Source organism: Peribacillus sp. V2I11, assembly GCF_030817135.1.
GTDB lineage: Bacteria > Bacillota > Bacilli > Bacillales > DSM-1321 > Peribacillus > Peribacillus simplex.
In genome coordinates, this window is record NZ_JAUSYW010000001.1 from 3274192 (window position 1) to 3299768 (window position 25577).

Consider the following 25577-nt stretch of genomic DNA (forward strand, 5'->3'; position numbering starts at 1 on the left):
TGTTTATTCAGGAACAGGAAGATGAGGCTCTTTTTTCAAAAGCAGTCCCTGCTATTAAAATTGATGTGGAAAGAATATGAATAAAATGGATTGACATTCATTGGCAATGTGTTAATATTTATAAAAATGGAACCGGTTCCAAAATTCGCGAATGGATGAATGAAATGGTTAAACAAGAAAACGCAAAAGTTACAATTTACGATGTTGCTAGAGAAGCAGGTGTTTCAAAAACCTCCGTTTCCCGGTATTTAGGGGGGAGATATGATGAACTCTCTGACAAAACCCGTAAGAAAATCGAGCTGGCGATCAACAAAATGGAGTACCGTCCAAATACGATGGCAAGAGGGCTCAAAAGCAATAAGAGTTATTTGATTGGAATCATCGTGGCGGATATCAACAATCCATATACGACGGCCATCCTTCGGGGGGCTGAAGATATATGCAGCCAGAATGGATATAATCTGATGATTTGCAATTCGGATAATAACCCCGAGAAGGAAAGAGGCTATTTTGATATGCTTCTATCCCATCGCATCGACGGGCTTATCATTCATACGACTGGCGGAAATCACGACATGCTAAAACAGATGCAAGTGCAAAAGACCCCGATCATCCTTTTGGATCGGAAAGTGCCAGATCTTGAAATCGATACGGTAGGATTGGATAATTTTCACGCTACTTCACAAGCGGTCAATTATTTGGTTGGCCAAAATTATGAACGAATTGCGTTTTTCAGCGAACCTGCAAGCAAAGTCAGTACCAGGTATGAACGGCGGCTATCCTTTCAGCAAACGCTGATGAGCCACAGTCATCCGAGTTCAGGTGATGTTTATGAGGTCAATGTCGACGATTTAAAAGATGTCGAGTCCAAGCTCCAGCATTTTTTAGATGATTCCAAAGGCGTATCAAGAGCTATATTGACGGCAAATAGTGTCGTGCTATTAAAATTAATTTTACTTTTACAAGAAAAGAAACTGTCGGTCCCGGAAGATTTAGCCATGATGGGATTTGATAATCCGGATTGGAGCACCATTGTTTATTCGGGCATTACAACGATTGAACAGCCCACATACCAAATCGGGGTCGCTGCTATGGAAATGATCCTGCGCCGCATTGATGGACAGGTTTCCCCAGCGCAGACAATGGCGTATCAAGCGAAATTGAATGTTAGGCAAACGACGCCTTTTATACAGAAATAAGTCTTCTAAGCAAGGAAGACTTTATTTAAAAATAAAATGGTACCGGTACCATTTCTGATGGAACACATTCATAAGGAGGAAGGATAAACGATGGAAGTCTTTGTATGCATGAATTCAATACCACTGGAAGTGCTTCAAACGCTCGGACATCTTGAAATCATAAAAGCGGCAGCGGCTGCCGGAGCTGATGGAATCGAAATCAGAAGAGAGCTATTGGGCCCGGATGATATGTTGGAAGAGTTGGGTGCCTTATGCAGGGAGCTTAACTTGGACATTTATTATTCCGCTCCTGATTTCCTGATCGGAACAGACCATCAAATGAATGAAATAGGTTTTAAACGCTTGGCAAGGGAAGCGGATGAACTGGGAGCGGAATTGCTGAAGATGCCTCTAGGAAACTACGATTTCTTTGAAACTGATATGTTTCGGATGAATGAGGTCTTGGTGGAAAATCTGCAAAACCGTGAATTGAAAATCACCATCGAGAACGATCAAACGCCTGGAGGTGGAAATGTAAACCGAATCGCTCATTTCCTGAGTCGCACCGAAAAGTTCGGCATCCCGATTAGATTGACATTCGATACGGGCAACTGGCTGTATACAGAAGAAGTTCCAATCAAGGCTGCGAAAGATTTAGCGGGATATGTGGACTATATTCATTTGAAGCAAGTGAAGCGCGAGAAAGAGGAATGGGTGACCGAGCCGGTATCTTTGCCGCTGCAGCCTGAGGTAATAGAGTTAATGGAACGTTTCAGTGGTTCATGCCCGAGAGCGATTGAATTCCCGGTAACCCTGGAAAATGTAGAAACCTATATTTCACACATGAAAATGGAGCGGGGTGTTAGCCATGAGCGAGCTTAAGGTATTGACGATGGGAGAAGCTATGGCGATGTTCATAGCGGATGAGCCAGGGAATCTTGAAGAGTGCTTTAGTTATAAACGTTATGTGGCGGGGGCGGAAACGAATGTAGCGATCGGCCTGTCAAGGTTAGGGATCAAAACTGCATGGATGAGCAAAGTGGGGGATGATTCGTTCGGGCGCATGATTATGAAAACGCTCACAAATGAGGGGGTGGATGTCTCCAATGTTTTGGTGGATCCGCTCAATCCAACTGGGTTCCAGTTAAAATCGAAAGTCGAACAAGGAGATCCGGTCGTTGAATACTTTAGGAAGAATTCAAGCGCCAGTAAGATTTCCCTGGAGGACTTTCCCCTGGAGAAGCTCCCTTCAACTCAGCACCTGCATTTAACGGGGATACCTCCTGCCATTTCCAGCAGTTTCAGAGAGCTGTCGTGGCAAGTCTTGAATCATCTGAAACAAAAGGGGGTAACCGTTTCATTCGATCCGAATCTTCGTCCATCACTCTGGCCGAATGAAAGGGAGATGATCAGCATCGTCAATATGTTTGCGGAAGAGGCGGATTGGCTGCTTCCCGGCATGCAGGAAGGTGAAATTCTTACAGGATACAGCAACAAGGAGGATATCGCCAGTTACTACCTCGAACTCGGTGTTAAGCTTGTTGTGATTAAACTCGGGGAAGAAGGAGCCTACTTTGCGACCCAAAATGAAAGGAAGGAGGTACCGGGTTTTGCCGTAACGGAAGTCGTGGATACCGTAGGGGCAGGAGACGGGTTCGCTGTCGGTGTAATAAGTGCTTTACTGGAAGGGGCATTGTATGAAGAAGCAGTTTTACGCGGAAATGCGATGGGGGCCAAGGCCGTGATGTCTTCCGGAGATCACGAAGGCCTCCCTAATATGGAAGAGCTAGAACACTTTATGAAAAAAGGAGTGCTTCAATCATGTCTCAATTACAAGTAGCTTCGAGAAAAAGGTGGATGAGATTGATCCCCCTAGTGTTCATCACTTACAGTCTTGCCTATCTCGACCGTGCCAACTATGGGTTTGGCGTAGCGGGAGGAATGGGGGAAGACCTTAATATCACAGCCGGGGTATCTTCCTTTCTGGCCGCGCTGTTTTTCCTTGGTTATTTCTTCTTTCAAGTTCCAGGTGCACATTACGCAGAAAAGAAAAGTGCCAAGATCCTGATTTTTTGGAGCTTGATTCTCTGGGGAGGACTGGCCACATTGACGGGGATGGCGACAAGTGTGGCATGGCTCTATCCGATTCGCTTCCTGCTTGGTGTTGTTGAAAGCGCTGTTATGCCTGCGATGCTCGTTTTCCTGAGCCACTGGTTCCTAAAAGAAGAACGTTCCCGGGCCAACACCTTTTTGATTCTGGGGAATCCTGTTACTGTATTGTGGATGTCGATCCTTTCCGGCTACCTATTGAAGGCATTCGACTGGAGATGGCTGTTCATCATTGAAGGGCTTCCGGCTGTCCTGTGGGCGTTTATCTGGTATAAGCTCGTCAATGACCGTCCCAAAGATGCCAAGTGGCTTACAGATCAGGAAAAGCAAGATATGGAAGCTATCCTCCAGAAAGAACAGGCTGCATTAAAACCTGTGAAAAATTATAGGGAAGCTTTTAAGTCAAAGCAGGTCATCGTGCTCAGTATCCAATACTTCATGTGGAGCATCGGGGTTTATGGGTTCGTCATGTGGCTGCCGTCCATTATTAAACAGGCGTCGAACATGGATATAGTGGCAACGGGCTGGCTTTCATCCGGACCTTATTTGTTAGCGGTCATTTCGATGCTGGCACTATCCTATTTTTCGGATAAAACATTAAATCGGAAAACGTTCGTTTGGACATCGCTGCTTGTGGGGGCAATCGCATTCTTCGGGTCCTTCATGCTAGGCACATCGAATTTCTGGCTTTCATATGCCCTGTTGGTCATTGCAGGCGGTGCGATGTATGCCCCGTATGGACCGTTCTTTGCCATCATTCCTGAAATCCTTCCAAGGAATGTGGCTGGCGGAGCAATGGCCCTGATCAATAGCATGGGGGCGCTTGGCTCATTTGTAGGTGCCTATTTCGTTGGATATTTAAACGGACTGACCGGCGGGCCCGGAGCATCCTATATTTTCATGGCGGGATCTTTATTGATTTCTGCGTTACTCACATTGATGGTCAAAAAGCCTGCGGTTACGCCAGTCAAGCAAATGGGGGTGGTTTCGTCTTGAAAATTCAGCTGGCATTGGATCGCATGATTATGGAGGAAGCCATTGATATGGCACGAAGCCTGGAAGCCTCGATTGATTGGATTGAGGTGGGGACTTCCCTGATTAAAGAGTTCGGAGTGAATAGCATCAAAGAAATGAAAAATCACTTTCCGGATAAAAGAATCGTTGCCGACATGAAGACGATGGACAATGCGGCTTATGAAATGGATCTTTGTTTTCAAAGCGGGGCTGATGTAGCTACGGTAATGGGGGCTGCATCGGATGTAACCATCCAAAAATGCCTGGAAAAGGCGTATGAATACAAGGGGCAGATCATGATCGATTTATTGAATGTATCCGATTCCCGGCTTGAGCAATTACGGATTTACAATCAGGCGATATTCTGTGAGCATGTAAGCAAGGACAGCCAGGAGAATTCAGGTCATGCCATGATCAATATGAGAAATCATGCTGGGTCCATGAGAGCGGCAGCAGGAGGGATCACTCTTTCGTCCTTGCCTGTAATGATCAGGAAGGGGCTTGATGTCATCATCATTGTCTCGGCGATTACAAAAGCAAAGTATCCAGCAAAAGCTGCCCTTCTATTTAAGGAGACGGTGAATGGGGAGAAGGGTGTGAAGGAAGTTTGAAAAAGGAAATTGCGGTTATTTTAGAGGAATTGCACGGTGTATTTCACAAAATGGACGGAGGGGCAACGGATGCGCTCCTAAAAAATTTACGGTCGGACACCCGGATATTCATCGTGGGTGAAGGCAGATCGGGCTTCATGGCCAAAGCCTTTGCGATGAGATTGATGCACCTTGGCTTAAACGTCTATGCAGTCGGGGAAACGATTACTCCTTCTATTGCGAAAGGCGATCTGATCATAGCCATTAGCGGGAGCGGCTCGACCAAAAGTGTGATATCGGTTGCGGCAAAAGGCAGGGAAGTGGGATGCAAGGTGTTTTCGATCACGACGAATGACCAATCGGATTTAGCGAATGTCTCTCATGAGGTCTTGGTGATCCCGGCTGCTACGAAAAATCACTTGGACCATGAAACGAAAAGCGTCCAGCCGTTAAGTTCATTGTTTGATCAATGTGTACATGTTTTATGTGATGCAGTATGCTTGGACTATTCATTAACCGAGTCCATAAGCCACGAGCTCAGTTATTCCAAACATAGTAATGTAGAGTGAAATATGGCGGGCTCCTTCAGCGGGGCCCCGCCTTTTTGGAAACGAAAAATGCCCTTACTCCCAAACGGGAATAAAGGGCATGCACCGTGACATGTCACGGCGTTAATAAATTAATAAGCCAGGCTGAATAGGGCTTTGATGTGTGATAGATAGCGAACATTACTTGCTTCTTTCATCAATGTTGCCGGCAGGCCTTTAAGGGACGTGTTATTGGCCCCAACGGTTGCCACCGCATCCTTACGGCCAAGGCTCGCAAGTGTACCTGAGTTTACAGGTGAAAATTCTTCAAGTTTCTTGCCTTCAAAGGCAGCATATAGGTTGTAACCAACAAGCTCACCCATTTGCCAAGCATTTTGTGCAGTAGGAGCGTATGGACGGCCGCCTTCTGGAGGGAAAGCAACGGCACTGTCCCCGACAACGAATACGTCATTATGGGATTTCGATTGCAAATACCCATTAACGGTTGCTTTGCCGCGATCCACTTCAAGGCCTGATTCGCCTACGATAGGAAGAGCCGCAACTCCGCCTGTCCAAACAAGCGTATTGGCAGTTATCGTTTGTCCATCTTTCAATTCGATTTGATTTCCTTTAACACCCGTTACAGGCAGACCTGTCAAGAATTCAACGCCGCGTGCTTCCAAGCTTGTCATCGCACGTTCGATTAAGTGATCAGGCAGGACCGGAAGGATTTTTGGACCAGCTTCTACAAGCTTGATTTTCAAATCCCTGAAGTCCACTCCGAACTTTTTGGCGATTTTAGGGAAATGATCCACGATTTCACCGATTAACTCGACGCCCGTCAATCCGCCGCCGCCGATCACGATGGTTGCGTCCGCTTCATTATTCGTTTGTGCATATTCGCGGATGCGATCTTCGATATGTTTGTAAATCTTGTTTGCATCATTTACGGATTTCAAGACCATGCTGTTTTCCTCAAGTCCCGGAATGCCGAAGAATCCTGTTTGGCTTCCCAAAGCAACAACCAGGGCATCATAAGATAAAGTGGAACCATTGGCAAGTTTCACTTCTTTGTTATCGACTGAGAAAGACTCCACTTTGGAAATGATAAGGTCGATATCTTTTCCTTTGAAAAGCTTTTCCAAAGGAATGGAAACGGCTTGTTCAGAAATGGATCCGCCTGCAAGACGGTGCAATTCGGTGATGATTTGGTGCGTTGGAAATTGATTCACCACTGTAACCTGAACTTCATCTTTATTGTAATATTCACGTACGGATAAGGCAGATAGTAATCCCGCGTAACCTGCACCTAAGATGACGATTTGTTTTGACATAGTTAATCCCCCGTCCTTACTGATTGAAAGTTTATCAAATTATTTTTGGTTTTTACGTTCTGAAGAGACTTCAAGAAAAGCTTGGGCAAAACGGAAAAGTTTTTGTGCTTGCGGATCTTTCATCATCCTTAACAGACCAAAAAGACCGATTACATCATTATTCACTTCAGCACGATCCTTGGCTTCGATGGCATTAGCCGCAAGCCCTTTCACTGAATGGACTACAGGTGTCGCGATCTCCGAAATGGCGCTGACCGTATCATTTTTCAAAACATCATCGGTCGCTACCGATTGAGCGAAATCATAAGACTTTGTTAAAATATTCACTAACTCAGTCAGTTTTGGTAACTGCTCAACTAAAGTGTTCAATGATTCCTGAACCTCAGGCTTTAATAATTGGTCCAGTACATCTAATTGTTTTTGGCGGGCATTAAGTTGTTCAGTTTGTGATTGGGTAATCGTTTCTGACATATCCAATTCTCCTTTGCATTGAGCATTTTGTTGATGTAAATAGAAAAACTTGTAAAATATTACACAATGTGTGACCAGAAAAAATACTATCAAAAATGTAATAAAAGCTATCCTATAGTATATCCCTTTAGTTACATGAAAACAGCTGATTTTTTAAAAAAGATTCATAAAATAATCTTTTCCTGCTTATTTGAAGTATAGATTCTAATGGGAGATCCCATTACTTACCTAAAAAGGACTTTAAGAGGTTATCTATCATCGTCTCCTATCATACATATTTCCATCTTGATTTGCCATCCTAAATGTTGGAGGTGAAAAATGTGACTGATTCAGAATCTGAACTTACAGAAGAGAATAATGATAAGAAGCTTCATAAACTGGTTGGCAGTATGGAATATACTAAAGCCCAACTATTGGAAGGTATGAATGGAATTTCTGAAGTTTACCTCAAAAACAGTGAGGAAGGCACATCGGAAACTCCTGATAAATAGTATTGTTGTAAGCATAGCGAAACAGTATGCTTACTTAAAATATCAGAAACAACCGTAAACAATGGCTTGAGGAAAACATATAAAGCGTTGAAGGTAAATGCGTAAATGGCGAGCTGGATAGTCTGGATGTCATTCGCCAGTATGATGTCATAATCGATTATGCAACGAATAGAGTCCTGCCAGAATCAATAAAACAGTTCCGTGAATACATGAAAACCCGTTCATTGGCATTGGAAGTAACGTGAAAAAGGTTCCGATTTCATTCGGAACCTTTCAGACTGTAGACAAACTCGATGAAAATCGAGTTTGTCTATTTTTATGGCTTGTACAATTTGGACGTTGATTTCCACTCCAGGCACTCGCTTTCCGCGGGCGGTCGGGGAGCCTCCTCGGCTTTCGCCTGCGGGGTCTCCCCTAGACGCGCTTTTCCCGCAGGAGTCTCGTACCTTCCGTTCCAATCAACTTTGTCTTACCTTTTAGATAGAACACTTTTGCCTGGAGTCATTTTTGTTTTAAAATAGAAGTATTAAAACTTGAGGTGATGAGGATGCTTTCTAAACATGATTCTATTCAGCGAGATCAACTTGAAATGATTACTTTAGATCAACTGGTGCCACCGAACCATTTGGTTCGTAAAATGGAGGCTGCCATTGACTTCACTTTCATTTATGACTTGGTGAAAGATATGTATTCAGAGGTAGGACGCCCAAGTATTGATCCAGTTATTTTAGTTAAACTGACTTTCATTCAATATACCTTCGGTATTCGTTCCATGCGTAAAACGATTGAAGAAGTTGAAACCAATATGGCTTACCGTTGGTTCTTAGGCTATGGTTTCCATGATAAAGTACCTCATTTCTCTACGTTCGGGAAAAATTATGAGCGACGCTTTAAAGATACAAACCTATTTGAACAGATTTTCTATCGCATTTTAATGACAGCTGCTAATAAAAAGTTAATAAGTGCTGAACACGTTTTCGTGGATTCCACACATGTGAAAGCCAGTGCGAATAAACGGAAATTTGAAAAGAAAATCGTTCGTAAAGAAACACGAGCGTATCAAGGACGTCTTCAAGAAGAAATCAATCAAGATCGTGAAAACCATGGAAAAAAGCCTTTTCCACCAGATAAATTTGATAAAGAAGAGACCAAAGAGATTAAAGAAAGTACAACGGATTCTGAGAGTGGCTACTATGTGAAAGATGAACGAACAAAACAGTTTGCCTATTCATTCCACGCGGCCGCAGACCGCAACGGTTTTGTATTGGGAACGATTGTAACACCTGGAAATACACATGACAGTCAGATCTTAGAGTCACTAGTTGAACAAGTGATTGAGAAAGTTGGAAAACCGGAAGCCGTTGCCGCAGATGCAGCTTATAAAACACCAGCGATTACAAGCTACCTATTTAACAAAGAAATCATACCGGCTTTACCTTATACACGTCCTCGCACCAAAGAAGGATTTTTCCGCAAACAGGACTATGTATACGATGAACATTTTGATTGTTACCTTTGCCCTTCGGGCGAAACTTTAAAGTACTCAACAACAAATAAAGAGGGCTATCGCGAGTACAAATCGCCAAAACAAATTTGTACAACATGCTCATTTTTATCTCGGTGTACAGAAAGCAAAGACTGTCAAAAAGTGGTGACACGGCATATCTGGCAAACACATGTGGAAGAAGCAGATCATCTGCGTCATCATCAAGATGTAAAACCTATATATGCAAAACGTAAAGAAACGATTGAGCGTGTATTCGCAGATGCAAAAGAAAAGCATGGTATGCGTTGGACTACTTTAAGGGGACTTAAAAAATTGTCGATGCAGGCGATGCTTACTTTCGCTGCCATTAATTTAAAGAAGATGGCCAATTGGACATGGCGAGGTCCAAAAATGGCCTAACATAGTGGGCTCGTAGAGCCCCAATCTCTTAACTTTAGGCGAAAATTCAAAGGGAATTTCAAAAGGGGTTCAGAATTTTTTAATTCCGAACCCCTTTTGTCTACAAACTGAAAGGTTCCGATTTCATTCGGAACCTTTTTTCATCAGCGCATTTTTAATGGAAGCCCATCAATTCCTTCACATGTTTACAATTTTCTTTTGAAGTGAGCATTTCCAAGAGCGTAAAGGCAACATCGAATGCTGTGGAAGGATTGTAGGATGTAATGATATTGTCCGTAACGACAATCGGTTCATTAACGACAATCGCACCAAAATCTTTTAGCTGCCCCTGTCTCTTACTGGTTGGATGGTTGTACGTAGTGGCCTTTCTTCCATTCAATATCCCGCTTTTTCCTAACGGGAGAGAACCAACACAGATGGTTGCAATGATTTTGTTTTTATTATGAAAATAATTGATCACATCAAGAAACCTCTGATCATAGGCATCCTCATAGAAACCGGCTTCTTCAAAACCTCCTGGAATGGCCAAAGCATCGAAGTCATCAAGGTTCACTTGATCGAGGGTCAATTCGGGCTGCACGATAAAGTTCCATGTGCATTTCAATTGTTCATGAAGTCCCACTGTAACCAGATCAGTGGTACCATCACCCTCTAATTTATTCCAGCCCAATACATCCGTAAACACACTTGCTTCAACCGCTTCGAATCCATTGGATAGCAGCATCAATACTTTTTTCATAGCAAAATCCCCCTTATTTATATTTGTATTTATTATATAAAATTGAAATTCCATAATACATACGATTAATTATGTAATCATCTCGCTTCTGTTTATTTTATAATGTATTTAATAGATTTTTATTAATAATAAAAAGTGAGGGTGATCGACATGGATCGAACGGATAAAAAAATACTTTCCTTACTGGAGAATAATGGGCGCATGTCAATGAAAGAACTGGCACATGAAGTTTCCTTAACGGCTCCAGCAACCAAAGAACGTGTGAATAAATTAGAGGAAAGCGGAGTGATAAAAGGATATAAAACAGAAATATCCCTTGAAAAACTTGATAGGAGCATAACAGCATTCATATTATTCGAAACGGATAGATGCAAAGACTTTTATCAATTTAGCTTGAGCCATCCGGAAGTTCTCGAATGCCACCGGTTAGCCGGTCAATACAGTTATCTTATTAAAATAAGTACATTTTCCATGGAAACGCTGGAAGACTTCGTAGATGAAGCCATTAAATATGGGAAATCGTCCACCCATCTGATATTTTCTTCCACATCGAAGAATGTATTTTCAGGCGAGGAAATATAACCGGTTTTAATCCATTTACTTGCCATCTCTTTTATATATGAACAATTTGCAGGAATAAACTCCACCAATATAGAAAGTAAATAGTAACAAAAATCACAGTTGAAAGTTACAAAAGGGAGTGGAGAAGATTGAGTTTTATTTATGAGGAAGATAAAATAATGGAATTCCTTTTGGAGAATAAAAGTGAGTTTGAAGAGTATCTTTTATCAGCAGCGGTCAATGTCAGGGATAAAATCGAAGAAATCCTGCTGATTGGAAATGTCGACCTTTTGAATAATGCACACAAGCTCATCCGTTATATAGTGGAACAGAATGAAACGGATATGATTGCCTTTGCCGAAAAAGAGGGAGTTACGTGGGCGACCCACTCGATGACGCTTTCATTCAAGCTGGAATGGATTCAGGCCCTCCGCAGAACGCTTTGGACCTTTCTTTATAAGTTCGAACAAGAAAAAGAAGTGTTTATTGAGGATTCCAAGGTCTTTTTTGATTTAGAGAAAAAAGTGAATGAAAAGGTTGATGAATTTCTTAAATCCTTTTTCGTAAGTTACTCCGATTACAAAGACAAATTGATCCTGGCTCAGCAAAACTTGGTGGAAAATCTATCCGTCCCGATCATTCCAGTCAATTCCACAACCTGTGTGCTTCCGTTAATTGGGACAATCGATTATACACGAATACGGATAATTGAAGAAAAAGTATTGATGGAGATAGGGAAGCTGCGGATACAGACCTTGATCTTGGATTTATCCGGTATCATTGAAATGGAAGTTGAAATGATCAATGATTTAATGAAAATCCTCGATGGAACGGCAATGATGGGGTGTAAAGCTGTGGTGACTGGATTACGCCCTGAAGTTGTTACGAAAATGATCCGTTCAGGGATTCAGCTCGATAATAAAGCAGAAACAAAAGGGACGCTGCAGCAGGCCTTGAAGGACTATCTTGTAGTCACCTAAATCGTGAAGTGGGAGTCGCCATGTTATGGTGACTTTTTTTTGTGGGTAATTCGGGATATTAAGGAAATTTATTTGTTGTTTTTTTCGACTCGAATAAGTAAATGGAATGGGGAACGGATGCTTGGTATCTTTATGAAAGAGGGTTTTAGTCTGTAGTAGAAAAGCCAGTTTGATTTCAGAAATCCGCTCCCTTTCCGCCGACTGTCTGCCGTTCGGCAGGGTGATGCAAATTTCTTCAATGGAACCCTCCAAAGAGAGGGTTTTCGTTTCACTTCAGCAAGGAATAGACATAAGTATCATGAGGGATGCCGTTTTGGTAAATATAACTCCTTAATATGCCTTCCTGGATGAAGCCGAGCTTAACCAATAGCTTACTTGATGGCTGGTTTTCCAGAAAAACGACCGCGCCGATGCGGGTTAAATCAAGGTCGTTGAAACCGTAAGCGATAATTTCTTTAAGAGCTTCTGACGTAAATCCCTGGCGCCAATGCGCAGGATGGATTTCATATCCGATTTCCGCCCGTCTGTATTTGGGACTGTGGGCATGAAAACCGATGGTGCCAATCAATTCTTGTGTATCTTTTCTTTCAATTCCCCATCGAATAGCTCGTTTTTCACAATGGTTTTTCGCAAATGATGCTACAATATCCTTCGCTTGTTCGACATTTTCCAATGAGTCCTGGCCATAAAAGCGGGTGACTTCATCTTTTGATAAACATTGGAAAAGAGCTTCCGCATCACTTTCATGAATCTCCCGTAAGCGTAACCTTTCCGTGTTCAATACAGGAAACATATTATTCCCTCCTCATAAATCAGTTTTCTATCTATTCGGTCTCCACGAAGGTTTTTCCTTTATTATGAAGTGCCTTTTTTGCCGGTAATTTCGGTGGTAATCGGACAAGCTAACATTAGAAAACGTAATAAATTGCCTTATGAAGGGGAGATAGATCATGGGAAAAAAACATCGTAACCGTACCGGTTCACCGAAAAAGAATAACCATATTCCGAAAGCGGACATCATTGCAGAACATGAAGCACACGGTAAAGAATACTCTGCGAATAAACGAAAGAACGGCCCTGGTTCCAATACCGATTGATGGGTCAAACTTTGTGACCGCTCTAGCCTTAAAAGGCAGGGCGGTTATTTGTGTTTCTTGCCATCAAAGTGTTCATCCTATATCTTAAAGAATAAAGAACCATTGAAGGGAGTCAGGATGATGAAAGCACTTGTCTTTGATGATTTCGGCGGACCGGAAGTCCTGTCTGTAAGGGAAATTGCAGAACCTGAACATTCAAAATCAGCCGTGATCGTTCGAATGAAAGCGATCGGATTGAATTTTGCTGATGTATATAGAAGGAAAGGGAATTATCATTTGGTGGGTGATCCCCCATTCATTTTAGGTTATGAAGGGGCAGGTGTCATCGAATATGTCGGGGAAGATGTTCATCATGTGAAAGCGGGTGACCGTGTCGGATTCGCTGATGTTCCCCATGCCAATGCGGAGCTGGTTTCAGTTCCAGCTGATAAACTGTTACCGCTGCCTGAGGGCATTTCCTTTGAAACGGCCGCATCCGTTTTACTTCAAGGATTGACTGCCCAATATTTAACTCATGACAGCCATTCAGTTAAAGAAGGGGAAACCATTCTGGTCCATGCCGCTGCAGGTGGAGTCGGTCAATTACTGACGCAGATGATCAGGATGAAGGGCGGTCAGGTCATTGGCTTGACCTCATCAAATGATAAAGCGGCTGTTGCCAAACAAATGGGCGCTGATCATGTTTTCCTTTACGGATCTGACTGGGGGGATTCCATTAAGGATGTAACCGGCGGCAAAGGCGTTGATGTCGTTTATGAATCAGTGGGTCAAACCTTGATGGATAGTTTCGAGGCGGCCAGGACTGGAGGAACTGTGGTGTTTTTTGGGATGGCAGGCGGTGATCCAGAGAAAATCGACCCCAGAATGTTAATGGATACATCCAAGGCATTGATAGGCGGAGACCTTTGGAACGTCCTGACTACCCATGAAGAACGGACAAGAAGAACAGCAGAGCTGTTCCAATGGATTCTATCAGGGGAAATCCTCATCAAGGAATCGACACTTTTTTCGTTGGAAAATGGTTTGGATGCACATAGACTTCTTGAAAGCCGGAAAAGTTCGGGGAAAATATTATTAATACCATGACAGGTCATGTGGGCTTTCCATTCTAAATGGGGCCCATTTTCTTTTACCCGAATAGTGGCCTGCCGCATTCAACACCTTATTCATACTGATGATCAGAACCTTTTTCAGTTCCTTTATATAGACCCATTCTAAGACCCTTGGAATAACTCCATAATAAATGCCCTTGCCCTTACAGGGGTTATGGCCTGCCATCAAAACAACCTGCTGCCCAAGTTCCCTTATCCACAAGATCCATATGCAACACACGAATTCAGAGGTGAAATCCACAGTGGTCCAATCACCAAACCACAATCTTCATTTTGCAATCCACAGTCGGCTTTCGTTACAAGCAAAAAAAAGAGAACGGATCCGCTCTCTTGGAAAACATATGACATATTAAAAGGCTTAAGGCGTGTGACTTTAAGAGGAAATGGAGAGAACATCGAGACGCTCCTTTTGGATCGCGAAATAGGATTGGAGGGTTTCCTTTTTCTTTGTGAGAGGAAAGTTCCGGACAGCTGGGGCCACTGCATGATTGCCGAATTTAAGAAGCAAGGTCAACAGCCTGTCCAACTGGCCATATGTGTCGTTTCTAATGCGCGTCATATACTCGGCAGCAACCTGCTTATCATTATCGGTACTTTTCCTTTTTCCTTTTGCCCGAAACTCTTCGGTCACAGTCTTTACACGGGAAATGAGCCATGTTTCGCACCAGCCGTTCAGCACATGGCGAACGAAGTCGGCTTGATGGTACTTATGGAGAATGGGCTCGATATGTTCAGCCATTTCTAAATCATTCACTTCCCGGCAGAGAGCTTTCTCGGAGATGTTTCTATGAAAATGAACGCGTTCAAGCAGGCTTTTGATGGATTCTGCCTGGTGGGCATACTTGACCATCTGTTCCAATGTTTCATTGTATATGATCTTGCTTAAATAAGCAGAGGCTTGTTTTGGGGCAAGAAGTAACTGCTTATTGGCAGGAAGCGCCTGGCCAAATTTCTTAAGAGAATGAGAATAGACGAAACGGGCTAACTTCTGCAGTTCCTTTTGGATATCATTGGAGATGTTTGTCGATTCTTGCAGAAATGAACGGAAAATATATTTGCCGACCCGTTCCAATTCCCTGCATACAGAATCATTGATATGCCCAAGGTAGCCAGAGTTAAATCGTTCTCCGCAACAATGTCCGTTCAGCCCTATTTTCCTTATACTGCCCCAAGACGCCTTCGGTAAAGGTGAATACCAGAACTTCTTTCTTTGAAAAAGCCCTGCTCGCAAAAGAAATCGTCACTAAATCGCCTAAAGCGTCATGGATTGCATCGACTGCATCCAATAAGCGCTGCCTTGTGAATAGCGAGCTGGAATCAGGAACGAATTCATTATAATCGAATAGTACTTCTTCAGACTTCAAAACAGACATTCGGAAAGCACCCATAAGCAGCAGCCGTTTGCCATGAATCGTTAAGGTTTTGAAAGCATCGCTATAAAAGAAACGGTATTTCTTGCAATAATGGTCCGTCTTCCTGTTATAGCCAAGATTACTTGCAGGACCAAGGTTAAACTTATAAAAAATATCTTCACCTTGATGAACAGGCACAAACACTTTTTTTAGTGATCCTTGTGGTGAGGTGAATTTATTGATGATCTGCCTTAAGTACTTTTCTGTCGTTCCGACTCCTCGGGCCATCATATGAAGCGGGCTCTGGATGACCCCATCCCAATCACTGTGGAGCAAGGCGTACAAACACGTATCGAATTCAGTGGAAGATACATTCCTTAATAGGTATTGGTAAGTTTCTTCATATATCATAAGGCATCCATCCTTTTCTAGAGTCTATATAAACATTAAATCGGTAAAAGTAGCATCGTTGGAGTAAATCGTTTTGGAAGTTTTTTGACGTTATTTCGATATATTCAAAAAATAGTAAATTAGTTGTACAAAAATGATAAAATGGGTAAATGGGAACATACATGACAAGGAGAGATTTTTAAAACCATGATACTTTCACTACTCGTTTTCATCTTGAAAGGAATTTTAATGAAAATACCATTTGCCATATTGGGACTTTCCTTGATTCCGCAGAGATGGACAAACGCAATCACCAAAAAGGAAATACCTTTTTTCATTGAACAAGTGCTGAGACTTTTAGTTTCTGCTGCCTTATTGTTTTTCGTTATCGATATCATGCTGCTGGATCTTACTGCCGCTGCATTCTTTTCGAGTTTTGCCATTATTCTTGGGCTCATTCTCATCATCGATTCAAGAATGTATATGTACAGTGCGCGTGAATCTTCGAGTACCCGACGGAACCGGAGGGGAAATGAAGCGGCGAAGCAACCAAAAACACCTTGGAACGTATATTTCAACAGTTTGATAGGTGTCGTTTTGATTGCAGCATGGGTCATCACGCTGTTTTACCCGATCACTTTTGCCGCAGATCTGCATGGATTGGCGAAGGTAGATAAGAAAAAAGAGCTGGAAGAAGTTCAAGATATAAAAACCATGCTGCTTGTTACAGTGAAAATGGCTGACGCAAAAGGCGATGCAGCGATTAATAAAATTGAAAATGCATCATATTTCACTGAAGGCGAATACCGTCTAACCAATATAAATGATGAATTGGCTTATACATCACCAATTGAAATGGACGGGTTTTTGAAAGCAGGGAAAGCGGAATACACGCCAGGTTATAATCTGATTTCCGCCGTATCGACGGATAAAGGGGCAAGTACTGTCAAAGGGAAGATGCTGTATGCTCCTTCACAGTACCTCGACCGTGATTTGGAAAGGACCATCCGCAAGGCATATCCGAATAAAGTCATCCATGATTCATATTTGGAACCGAACGAAGATGGAAAGCCCTTCTTCGTAGCTTCAGTTGGACATTATTTGAAATACCGCAGCGGTCCCGTAGTGGACGGGGTGGTATTGGTGAATCCGGAAACGGGGGACACGAAATACTATCCAAAAGGAAAAGAACCTAAATGGGTGGATAGGACATTCACATTGGAAACAGCCCTGGAATATTGGACCTACTGGGGAAAATACGTTCACGGGTGGAAAAACCAGTCCCTGATTGGGCCGAAGAAAGATGTCCTGATTCCTAATGAGGATAATATGCAAGTTACGTTTAACGAAAAAGGCGAATTGATTTATGTAGTGGACTTTACCCGGGCTAAATCAAAAGGCAACTCCAAAACCCTTGTAGGTTATGGTGTTTTCAATGCCAAAACCGGTGAAATGACGTACTATAAAGGCGTCACGTCCGTTCTAACTGGAAAGGAAGCAAAATCCAACGCCAATGCGAGTGAGTTTTTGTCTAAATATCCAGGCTGGAAAGCCACTAATGGAATTTTCTATACGATTTACGGTGCTCCCACTTATGTCATTCCGGTTACAAAGGGCAGCAAGTTCCAAGGTGTGGCGATCGTTTACGCCAATAGCGATAATCCTCAAGTGGTCTTTGGGAAAACGAAAGACGAAGCTTTCCGTAATTATAAAAAACTGATTGCCTCTTTAGGGAAAGTCAGCGGTGTGACGCCTCAAAAAGGATTTGAAATGAAAGAAATAAAGGGGAAGGTAATAAGGATCAATGATGCCAATCTCTCAAATGGATACGTATTCCATTTAATCGTCGAAGGCAATGCCAAGAGGTTCTCGGTGGACCCTGGTGTCAATGCGCTATCTGATATTGTGTTGACGAATGTAGGAGACCGGGTTGTGCTGAAGGTGATGGATATGGAAGAAGACATCGTTCCAGTCGATGAATTCACTAATCTGGACTTACCAAAGAAGTGATAATGGACCAGTGGACAACGGAATGATGGAAGAGTGGATATCTGCTTGCCATCTCCAATATAAACATGAAAAAAAGCATTGTTATCCGCAATGCTTTTTTTCATGTCTTCGAATGATTGTCATTATAAGTCCGATAGATTGAATGAATGGATGGATTCCATATAATATCCCTTTTGAATGACGGCTTTTATTGCGAAGTGCCCATTTATCCGTTTCCGCACCCGGTACAGAAGTGAAGCGATTTCTTCTGCCGTCACAATTTGCTCGGGATCACCGACTCTCTCTGGCCATACTTGCTGGACAATCTCTTCCTTTGAAATAAGGTTGTCCAACTTCTCATAAAGCAGCTTAAAGCAATTGAATTCCTTTGTCGGCATTTTAATGGGTGCTTCTTCATTGATGATCACGGTCTGAAGGTGCTCATTGATAGCGACGGTTTGCAGGAATTCGGGGTTCACCGGCGTGAAATCCATTGTTAAATCGTTGTCGATGGAGATTATGAATTCAATCAATCCATTGACCAAAGTAATCGAATCTCCCGGTTCAATGTGACAGGGATTGCCCGGTACTAGCGGCATCTGGTTCACGGAAGTGCCGTGTTTGCTTGCCAAATCCTCAATGAGGAGCTGCCCTTCTTCCATATAAATCCGGCAATGTTCCCTGGAAACAAAGTCATTGTAAAGCCTGAAATCAGCTTTGGAGTGCTGGCTTGCTCGTCCGATCAGCAGGCTTTTCCCTTCAAATACATAGGCGAATTCCTCGGTTTGGCCTTTGTGCATGGTCCTCAATACAACCTTGAAAGTTTTATAGATCATTCACTTCATACCCCTTAAAAAGTCTGAATATTTAAATTATTTTTATGGATTTATCATTTTGGCTACATGGCTGTTTAGTGGGTTCAATTTTATAATTATAAATTATCAGTCGCTTACTTACTAACGAAAAATGAAAAAATACAAATTAGGCACACAGCCATTATAACATGAAGAAGAAACTCTATTTTTGCTGATATTCGCTTTGACTGTGGGAGGAGAATTTTTATGGCGTTTCCTCAAAGCCGACCAGGCAGCACCGGAAGAAGTATGCGATGAAAATGTACCTTACGCTTGAACGCAATGGAAAAGGAGTTGACAAAGGTGAGTATGTGGAGAGATAGGATAAATGCCTTCAGCATCCTGCTGATGATCATTAGCATGATGGTATATATTATTTTTCCCCAGCCCTTTACCCTCATTCTGTACTGTATATTTGGCATTGCCTTTATCAGCCTGACTTTACTGAATTAAGCATATCCTGGATTGGGAGAGGGATGTTGGAGACGAAGCGGGAAGGAAGAAGACAGAAAAAGGTGGGGGAGGCATGCTGAAAACATGAATCCTCCACACGATTAGCAAGTTTCTGTTCACCTGTTTGTGAAAATCATAGATGATATAAAAAGCCTGCCGGATCAACGGCAGGCTTCAGACTGTAGACAAATTCGTAGAAAGCGAGTTTGCCTACAGTTTTTTTCTTTGAAAAACGTTCCAGTTGATTTCAGAAATCCGCTCCCTTTCCGCCGACTGTCTGCCAAGCCTCCCCGCCGCAAGCGTCTGTGGGGACTCGTCTAGCCAGTTATTCGGCAGGAGTGTCGCAAATCTTCAATCCAATGAGGGTTTCATTCATATAGAAAAGTAAAAAACCATGAAGGATAACCAAGTCTCATTAAAATCATGGTTCGGGATGAGACCATTCCGAACCCCCTTTTGTCGACAAACTGAAGCCTGCCGAATCAACGGCGGCTTTTTTGCATAAGCGAATTTATAACATCCCTTTTCCTTATTTTATGGCGAAAATAAAACTAAAGGCTCGCGCTTTTGTTGATTTTTTCATAAAATAAGTTATTTTTATAATAAAATATACCTATATTAACCATTACTGTAGCAATATTACTTAGGGGAGGTGCTGGAAATTTTTAAAATATTCCTATCACGATTTTTTGAAAAGAGAATTAAAAGGAGGGAATGATAGTATTTGAAAAAATTAATATTGGTAATAGGTGCTTTCATGCTGCTTGGACTAATCTTAATGAATACCTTAACAGATTCAGGAACAATGGCACGGGATGGAATTGAAATTAATACAACATATTTAAAAGACTCAAAAGAATTGGTGGCTGATATGAGTATCTCAGGCAACCTTCATAAAAAGAAAACGCTAGAAATAAAAACTATTTTAAAAGAAAAAAATACAATTTCAATAAAGAACGATCAAGCTGGTGGTGAAATAGAATGTATAAGTAATTAATTCAAAGGGAGAAAAGGTAATCCCTGAAAAAATAAAAGGCGATGCAATTCGTTCATTTGAATCATTGTCTGGAGAAGGAAACATCAAATTAGTTTTAAATAGTGGGAAACAAAATGCTATGATTATTATTAATGGGGATGAGCTTAATAATGAATAACTGAAAAGTTCTGTGGATGGAATCAATCAGGAAATCATACTTCTTTCGTCCTGATTTCATTTAATCACGCTGAACCGTATCACAATTTTAAACGGGAATCGACTAAGATATTCTTAAGCAGGAACCCATTAAGGGTACCTGCTTTCTTTATTTCTAAGGGACAACGAGGTATTGGCGCTTCACAAAATCGTTTTATGAAATTCCGTGAGGGGCCATTGATTTTACATGACTTTAAAAGAGCCATTTTTATCCTTAGACGGTATAATTAATTGGCAGAAGTAGACATTAAAATGGACTGCACCTGTGGTTTTTGACGTTTATTACCTGAATCATGAGAGAAAGACCTTTATACAATAAAGTCAAAACAAGAAAAGGAGAAACCATGACAAATGAAACTGGATGGAATTTAGATAATAGTTATGCCCGTCTTCCGGAAAAATTTTTCACGAGCACGAACCCGACTCCTGTACGTTCACCGGAGTTGATCATTCTCAATGATCGTGTGGCTGCATCCCTTGGTTTGGACGTTCAAAAGCTGCAAAGCGATGATGGCGTGGCGGTGTTTGCCGGCAACGAGGTTCCAGAAGGTGCTTCGCCTCTTGCCCAAGCTTACGCGGGTCATCAATTCGGGCATTTTAATATGTTAGGCGACGGCCGGGCGATACTGCTTGGCGAGCAGATTTTGCCTCAAGGCGAGCGGTATGATATCCAGCTGAAGGGTCCGGGAAGAACGCCATACTCCCGCGGTGGCGATGGCCGGGCTGCACTTGGACCGATGCTGCGCGAATACATCATCAGCGAAGCGATGCACGGGCTCGGCATTCCCACCACCCGAAGTCTGGCAGTGGTGACGACCGGTGAAACGGTAATCCGTGAAACGGGGCTGCCTGGTGCCATCATGACTCGTGTGGCTTCGAGTCATCTTCGTGTCGGAACCTTTCAATTCGGTGCAAAATGGGGTACGGTCGAGGAACTCCGGACACTTGCCGACTATGCAATAAAGCGTCATTTTCCAGATATTGAAGCCGGTGAAGGCCGTTATCTTGCGCTCCTTCAGGAAGTGATCAAGCGTCAGGCCAAGCTTATTGCCCAATGGCAGCTGGTTGGCTTCATCCATGGGGTGATGAATACCGACAACATGACGATTAGCGGGGAAACCATCGATTATGGCCCTTGCGCCTTCATGGATGCTTTTGATCCTGCAACAGTATTCAGTTCAATTGATAGGCAAGGCCGCTATGCCTATGGTAACCAGCCGGTAATTGGGGGTTGGAATCTTGCACGATTCGCTGAATCCCTATTGCCGCTGCTGCATGATGATGAGGATCAGGCGGTTACGCTGGCCCAAGATGAGATTTCCGTTTTTAATGATCTTTATCACGCTAATTGGTTAGCGGGAATGAGGGCGAAACTGGGGATATTCAACGAAGAGACACAGGATGAAGCCCTTATTAATGGCATCCTCAGCATGATGAAAAAGCATGGTGCCGACTATACCAATACCTTCCGTGGTTTGACCTTTGATAAAATGGAGGATACGGTCCTTTTCGGGACACCGGAATTCGCTCAGTGGCAAGAGCTCTGGCAGGCGAGACTGGGAAGGCAGAAGGAATCGAAGGAATCTTCGAATCAGTTGATGCAGAACAGCAATCCTGCAGTGATTCCGCGGAACCACCGGGTGGAAGAGGCGTTGGAGGCGGCAGTGGAAAAAGAGGACTACAGCGTGATGGAACGGCTGTTGGATGTTCTTGCAAATCCTTATGCACACTGCGAAAAACAAGCAGAATACGCCGCACTGCCTGAGTCAACAAAACCTTACCGGACTTTTTGCGGTACCTGATAATAAAACGTGCATGGAGATAATGAAGGAGCTCCCGCGGTTGAAGTTGATCAGTTGTCAACTTCAATTGCGGGAGCCATTTTTGTGTATTCATTAGTAAAAAAGTTTTGTTTGAAGAATGTCCAGGGCACGGTCAATATCCGCTAAATCTTCCTTTGATGCATGTTGCAGCCGGCTTTGGAAACGGGATTCTACGATTGCGAAAGCCTCGTTCATCATCATTTCCCCTTCTTTGGAGAGGCGGATGTATTGTTTCCGTCTATCTTCCGAATCACTTATTTTTTTAATTAAATTCTTTCCGCTTAATTTTTTCAATTCACGGCTCGTGTTAGGCATGGAGATATGCTGACAGTCACTGATTTCACTTGGTGTGACAGGCTGACTGACTGTTATATATTCAAGAATTTTATATTGCACGGGCGTGACGGAATCGGATTTGGCGTTTTGTGTCAATTCGTGTGTGACTTGATGTACGGAAGTTGTAAATGTGACCATTTTTTCAAAAAGAGCTTTTTTGTCCAAAACTTTCACCTCTTACTGAGAAGATACCAAAAGTGTTATCAAAATACAATTATCATTTGACAATAAAAAAGATGATGTTATATGATTGTTATCAAATGATAAGTAAATAGGGGGGTACGTCATGAACATGCTGGTCATCTACACATATCCAAATCATAAAAGCCTAAGCCATGCTTTTTTAGAAAAAGTCGTCAAAGGAAGTAAGGAGAACCCGAACATAAAGGGGCTGCAGGTCTTGGATTTATATGAAGAGGGCTTCAATCCGCTCTTGGAGTTCAATGAGCATAAACGAAGGCGAGATATGCATCGTGATCCTCAGCTTGAAAAATATAGAAATCAAATTACTTGGGCCGACAAGATTGTCTTTGTTTATCCGATCTGGTGGGGGAGGCCCCCGGCAATGCTGATGGGGTACATTGATCAATTATTTTCTGCGAATTTTGCCTACAGGGATAAAAAGGGATTGTTCCCGGAAGGCCTTCTAAAAGGAAAGTCGGTCGTATGTGTGTCCACGATGAAGGGACCTGCAAAGTATCCGCTTCTCTGGTTGAATGATTCACATAAAATATTGATGAAAAGAGCCTTATTCAATTTTGTCGGAATCAAAAAAGTGAAGTTTTTCGAATTCGGAAATATGGAAAGCCCAAAGGGGAAACAAACTCAAAAGCTAGAGAAGGTTTATCGGTATTTCAGAAAGGTGGCTAGCTAAGTTTTTACGAGATTAAAGAAGAACCCCATTCATGCATAATGAATGGGGTTTGCCGTATTCATAGTTTTGTTTTCACGAATCTCCATTTGTTCTTAATAAGCGTAAGGATCGTACAAATCACTAGGATCGACAATGAAGCTAAACCACTAAACCATATGCTTTGGAATTCACTTACATAAGGCTGGATGATGTATGAAGCCACAATGGCCAGGACCGCGCTTATCGGTATGTAATCAGCCACTTTCCCTTTACTGAATACGATAACCAGGATTGGAGCCAGCAGTGCCGAGTATATATTGCCTGAATAAAATAAGAGCTCCAATAGGTTTGGGGAATAGAAGAGTGTAGCAACGAAAACCAATCCTCCAATACAGATTGAAAGCAGGCAGGCCATCCTTATTTTTTGCTGGTCGCTTTTTTTTGTTTTTAATGGTTCAAGAATATTGCCTACGATCAGGCTTACCAATGAATGCAGGCAGGCACCGAATGTTGAGGTGATTGCACTGAAAGCGCAGAGCACAAAAAGGATGAAAAAGAATGGTGTGGTTATTTTGTTTGCCAATCCAGCCAGAATCGAGTGTATATCAGTGAAGCCGCCCGTAAAGATAACCATGATGAACAGGGATGAAAAGGAGAGCGGGAAGATGATCCATATAAGGCCAGATAAAGAGAATGTCAATGGAACCTTTTTGATTTCCATCATGAATAATCGCTGCCATGATGTCAGGTCAAAGAAAAACTGGCCGATTAAGACACTGATGGGGGATGTTTGGAGGGCGTGCACTCCCTCTTCAAGTGTCATTGAACGCTTTGAAAATGAGAAGAGGGTCCTGCCTTCCATTGCAACAAGCACATGTAAACGTGCAGAATCTTTACTGGAGATCCTTTTAGCTTCTGGCTCTGCACATATACGGACTCATGTTGATAACTATCCGGAAGTAGGATTGCAAAACTTAGAGCAAGTAAAACAGGCGCTTGCTGGCTATTCTAATAGACTCAGTTCAGAAATAGTCGCATTTGCGCAGCACGGATTGTTGCGGTCCGGTTCTGTCAAGCTTGTCAGGGAGGCATTGCGAAACGGGGCAGGAATCGTCGGGGCGGTGGATCCAGCCACAGTCGATAACAATATTGAAGCATCGCTGGACCAATTGATGGATTTAGCAGTGGAAGCGAACGCTGATGTGGACTTGCATTTACATGATCCAGGCCATCTGGGCACGTTCACCATGAAACGTTTGGCAGCTCTGACCAAGCAAGCGGGCTGGGAAGGCAGGGTAGCATTAAGCCATGCTTTCGGTATCGGGGACGTATCCAGGGAAGAAGCCTATGAGCTGGCTGACATTCTGGGGGATGCGGGGATTTCCATCGTCACCAGTGTCCCTATTAACAGGCAGATGTCCCCTGTTGATTTATTACATGAAAGAGGGGGTGAAGTATCGGTAGGAAATGATAATATCTTTGATGTATGGTCACCTCTTGGGAATGGTGACATCTTGGAGAGAGCAGGAAGGCTCGCAGAACGTTTCAAATGGATTGATGAAGTCTCGCTTTCCCGAACACTCGGGTATATAACTGGCGGAAAGACCCCATTGGATGAAAAGGGTAACCAGGTATGGCCGAAAGCGGGGGATGCTGCAAGTCTGGTGTTAATTGACGCAAGCTGTTCTGCAGAGGCAGTTGCCAGGCGTTCTGAACGTAAAGCGGTCATTTACAAGGGAAACTTGGTTTCCGGTTCACTATATAAACAAAAGCAGTCAATTGAACAGTAAGACTAAACGAAAAAGGATTTCTGGATACTTCCGGATTTCCTTTTTCGTTTTGGGTTTTGAAAGGTTTCCGCTTCCGTGTACTTTTACTAACCTATATTATATGCTGTGGAAGTGATTTTTTGTTGGCCATATTGGTTAGCCCTCCATGTCATATCGTTGTGGCCCGATATACTTTAACCGGGCTGGCTTCTGCTTGTCCATTTGCCTTACAGAGTCAAGCCGACAAATTAGCAGGGAGCGGCAGTCTTTGTTACTATTAATGGTAACGTTATCATTTCGCATGGGTCTGCAAAGGTCATATGACATTGATCATGTGTCCGGCAAGGCAGCAGGACCATCCGGGGACCGCGTTTATTAACATGATGTTGTCCCATCGCCATTGTTAAAGCGAAGGGCAATTGAAATTCACCATGAGCTTGAAAAGTATCATGTTCAA

At 42.8% G+C, this 25577-nt stretch carries 27 protein-coding genes; 18 read left to right on the forward strand and 9 right to left on the reverse strand.

Features of this window, described 5'->3' with window-relative positions:
* Positions 1–164 precede the first annotated feature (164 nt).
* The 6 genes from QFZ73_RS15955 (at position 165) to hxlB (ending at position 5460) form a co-directional block, all read left to right on the forward strand.
* Positions 165–1199 (forward strand): LacI family DNA-binding transcriptional regulator, encoded by a 1035-nt coding sequence (locus QFZ73_RS15955; protein ID WP_251430110.1) that lies wholly within the window; start codon positions 165–167, stop codon positions 1197–1199.
* A gap of 90 nt (positions 1200–1289) precedes the next feature.
* Entirely contained in the window at positions 1290–2060 is a 771-nt protein-coding gene (locus QFZ73_RS15960) for a sugar phosphate isomerase/epimerase family protein (RefSeq protein WP_307267978.1), read from the forward strand.
* On the forward strand, positions 2047–3018 hold the full coding sequence (locus tag QFZ73_RS15965; protein ID WP_307267981.1) for a sugar kinase: 972 nt from the start codon (positions 2047–2049) through the stop codon (positions 3016–3018). The genes QFZ73_RS15960 and QFZ73_RS15965 overlap by 14 nt, the downstream gene beginning before the upstream one ends.
* Entirely contained in the window at positions 3000–4283 is a 1284-nt protein-coding gene (locus tag QFZ73_RS15970) for an MFS transporter (protein ID WP_251430118.1), read from the forward strand. Before QFZ73_RS15965 ends, QFZ73_RS15970 begins: the two co-directional genes overlap by 19 nt.
* Positions 4280–4912 (forward strand): 3-hexulose-6-phosphate synthase, encoded by a 633-nt coding sequence (gene hxlA / locus QFZ73_RS15975; protein ID WP_307267986.1) that lies wholly within the window; start codon positions 4280–4282, stop codon positions 4910–4912. Before QFZ73_RS15970 ends, hxlA begins: the two co-directional genes overlap by 4 nt.
* Entirely contained in the window at positions 4909–5460 is a 552-nt protein-coding gene (gene hxlB / locus QFZ73_RS15980) for a 6-phospho-3-hexuloisomerase (RefSeq protein WP_307267989.1), read from the forward strand. The genes hxlA and hxlB overlap by 4 nt, the downstream gene beginning before the upstream one ends.
* A 110-nt stretch (positions 5461–5570) precedes the next feature.
* Here the strand turns inward: hxlB and QFZ73_RS15985 are convergent, their stop codons facing one another.
* Together QFZ73_RS15985 and QFZ73_RS15990 are read right to left on the reverse strand one after the other, a co-directional pair.
* Complete coding sequence (locus QFZ73_RS15985; RefSeq protein ID WP_251430127.1) at positions 5571–6752, reverse strand: NAD(P)/FAD-dependent oxidoreductase; 1182 nt, start codon at positions 6750–6752, stop codon at positions 5571–5573.
* A gap of 39 nt (positions 6753–6791) precedes the next feature.
* Positions 6792–7223, reverse strand: a complete 432-nt coding sequence (locus QFZ73_RS15990) for a helical membrane plugin domain-containing protein (RefSeq protein ID WP_251430130.1) — start codon at positions 7221–7223, stop codon at positions 6792–6794.
* Positions 7224–7543: 320 nt separating this feature from the next.
* Between QFZ73_RS15990 and QFZ73_RS15995 the strand changes: the two genes are divergently transcribed.
* Both QFZ73_RS15995 and QFZ73_RS16000 read left to right on the forward strand, forming a co-directional pair.
* Entirely contained in the window at positions 7544–7714 is a 171-nt protein-coding gene (locus QFZ73_RS15995) for a hypothetical protein (RefSeq protein WP_251430132.1), read from the forward strand.
* Between the two features lie 547 nt (positions 7715–8261).
* On the forward strand, positions 8262–9620 hold the full coding sequence (locus QFZ73_RS16000; RefSeq protein ID WP_307267997.1) for an IS1182 family transposase: 1359 nt from the start codon (positions 8262–8264) through the stop codon (positions 9618–9620).
* A 154-nt stretch (positions 9621–9774) separates the two neighbouring features.
* Here QFZ73_RS16000 and QFZ73_RS16005 read toward each other — a convergent pair whose 3' ends face one another.
* A complete protein-coding gene (locus QFZ73_RS16005; RefSeq protein ID WP_251430138.1) occupies positions 9775–10359 on the reverse strand; it encodes a DJ-1/PfpI family protein in 585 nt (194 codons plus the stop codon).
* 150 nt (positions 10360–10509) lie between these two features.
* Here QFZ73_RS16005 and QFZ73_RS16010 point away from each other — a divergent pair, with 150 nt between their 5' ends.
* Positions 10510–10941 (forward strand): Lrp/AsnC family transcriptional regulator, encoded by a 432-nt coding sequence (locus QFZ73_RS16010; protein ID WP_230161112.1) that lies wholly within the window; start codon positions 10510–10512, stop codon positions 10939–10941.
* A 128-nt stretch (positions 10942–11069) separates the two neighbouring features.
* Entirely contained in the window at positions 11070–11900 is an 831-nt protein-coding gene (locus QFZ73_RS16015) for an STAS domain-containing protein (RefSeq protein ID WP_307268006.1), read from the forward strand.
* 268 nt (positions 11901–12168) lie between these two features.
* Here the strand turns inward: QFZ73_RS16015 and QFZ73_RS16020 are convergent, their stop codons facing one another.
* Entirely contained in the window at positions 12169–12693 is a 525-nt protein-coding gene (locus QFZ73_RS16020) for a GNAT family N-acetyltransferase (RefSeq protein WP_307268010.1), read from the reverse strand.
* Positions 12694–12850: 157 nt separating this feature from the next.
* Here QFZ73_RS16020 and QFZ73_RS16025 point away from each other — a divergent pair, with 157 nt between their 5' ends.
* Positions 12851–12997 carry a hypothetical protein gene (locus QFZ73_RS16025; RefSeq protein ID WP_141994063.1) on the forward strand — a complete coding sequence of 49 codons (147 nt, stop codon included), beginning with the start codon at positions 12851–12853 and terminating at the stop codon, positions 12995–12997.
* A 120-nt stretch (positions 12998–13117) separates the two neighbouring features.
* Positions 13118–14083 (forward strand): quinone oxidoreductase family protein, encoded by a 966-nt coding sequence (locus QFZ73_RS16030; RefSeq protein WP_307268020.1) that lies wholly within the window; start codon positions 13118–13120, stop codon positions 14081–14083.
* Positions 14084–14482: 399 nt separating this feature from the next.
* Here QFZ73_RS16030 and QFZ73_RS16035 read toward each other — a convergent pair whose 3' ends face one another.
* Positions 14483–15181, reverse strand: a complete 699-nt coding sequence (locus tag QFZ73_RS16035; protein ID WP_307268022.1) for a hypothetical protein — start codon at positions 15179–15181, stop codon at positions 14483–14485.
* Between the two features lie 43 nt (positions 15182–15224).
* Entirely contained in the window at positions 15225–15872 is a 648-nt protein-coding gene (locus QFZ73_RS16040) for a hypothetical protein (protein WP_307268025.1), read from the reverse strand.
* Between the two features lie 228 nt (positions 15873–16100).
* On the opposite strand from QFZ73_RS16040, the gene QFZ73_RS16045 reads away from it, so the two are divergent.
* A complete protein-coding gene (locus QFZ73_RS16045; protein ID WP_307268028.1) occupies positions 16101–17861 on the forward strand; it encodes a hypothetical protein in 1761 nt (586 codons plus the stop codon).
* A 122-nt stretch (positions 17862–17983) separates the two neighbouring features.
* Here the strand turns inward: QFZ73_RS16045 and QFZ73_RS16050 are convergent, their stop codons facing one another.
* Positions 17984–18676, reverse strand: coding sequence for an FHA domain-containing protein (locus tag QFZ73_RS16050; protein ID WP_307268032.1), 693 nt, complete (start codon positions 18674–18676; stop codon positions 17984–17986).
* A gap of 321 nt (positions 18677–18997) precedes the next feature.
* Here QFZ73_RS16050 and QFZ73_RS16055 point away from each other — a divergent pair, with 321 nt between their 5' ends.
* The 3 genes from QFZ73_RS16055 to QFZ73_RS16065 all read left to right on the forward strand — a co-directional run bounded on the left by QFZ73_RS16055 (position 18998) and on the right by QFZ73_RS16065 (position 22141).
* Positions 18998–19147, forward strand: coding sequence for a hypothetical protein (locus QFZ73_RS16055; protein WP_251430157.1), 150 nt, complete (start codon positions 18998–19000; stop codon positions 19145–19147).
* Positions 19148–19871: 724 nt separating this feature from the next.
* Complete coding sequence (locus tag QFZ73_RS16060; RefSeq protein WP_251430161.1) at positions 19872–20144, forward strand: hypothetical protein; 273 nt, start codon at positions 19872–19874, stop codon at positions 20142–20144.
* Positions 20145–20683: 539 nt separating this feature from the next.
* Entirely contained in the window at positions 20684–22141 is a 1458-nt protein-coding gene (locus QFZ73_RS16065; protein WP_307268039.1) for a protein adenylyltransferase SelO, read from the forward strand.
* Between the two features lie 93 nt (positions 22142–22234).
* Here the strand turns inward: QFZ73_RS16065 and QFZ73_RS16070 are convergent, their stop codons facing one another.
* A complete protein-coding gene (locus QFZ73_RS16070; RefSeq protein ID WP_307268042.1) occupies positions 22235–22663 on the reverse strand; it encodes a MarR family winged helix-turn-helix transcriptional regulator in 429 nt (142 codons plus the stop codon).
* A gap of 121 nt (positions 22664–22784) precedes the next feature.
* Here QFZ73_RS16070 and QFZ73_RS16075 point away from each other — a divergent pair, with 121 nt between their 5' ends.
* The gene (locus tag QFZ73_RS16075; protein WP_251430170.1) at positions 22785–23372 is read left to right on the forward strand and encodes an NAD(P)H-dependent oxidoreductase; all 588 of its coding nucleotides are present in this window, start codon (positions 22785–22787) and stop codon (positions 23370–23372) included.
* A gap of 58 nt (positions 23373–23430) precedes the next feature.
* Here the strand turns inward: QFZ73_RS16075 and QFZ73_RS16080 are convergent, their stop codons facing one another.
* Positions 23431–24075 (reverse strand): SLC5/6 family protein, encoded by a 645-nt coding sequence (locus QFZ73_RS16080; RefSeq protein ID WP_307268047.1) that lies wholly within the window; start codon positions 24073–24075, stop codon positions 23431–23433.
* Here QFZ73_RS16080 and QFZ73_RS16085 point away from each other — a divergent pair.
* A complete protein-coding gene (locus tag QFZ73_RS16085) occupies positions 24074–25141 on the forward strand; it encodes an amidohydrolase (RefSeq protein ID WP_307272823.1) in 1068 nt (355 codons plus the stop codon). The two genes, QFZ73_RS16080 and QFZ73_RS16085, sit on opposite strands and share 2 nt — an antisense overlap.
* Positions 25142–25577: the final 436 nt, after the last annotated feature.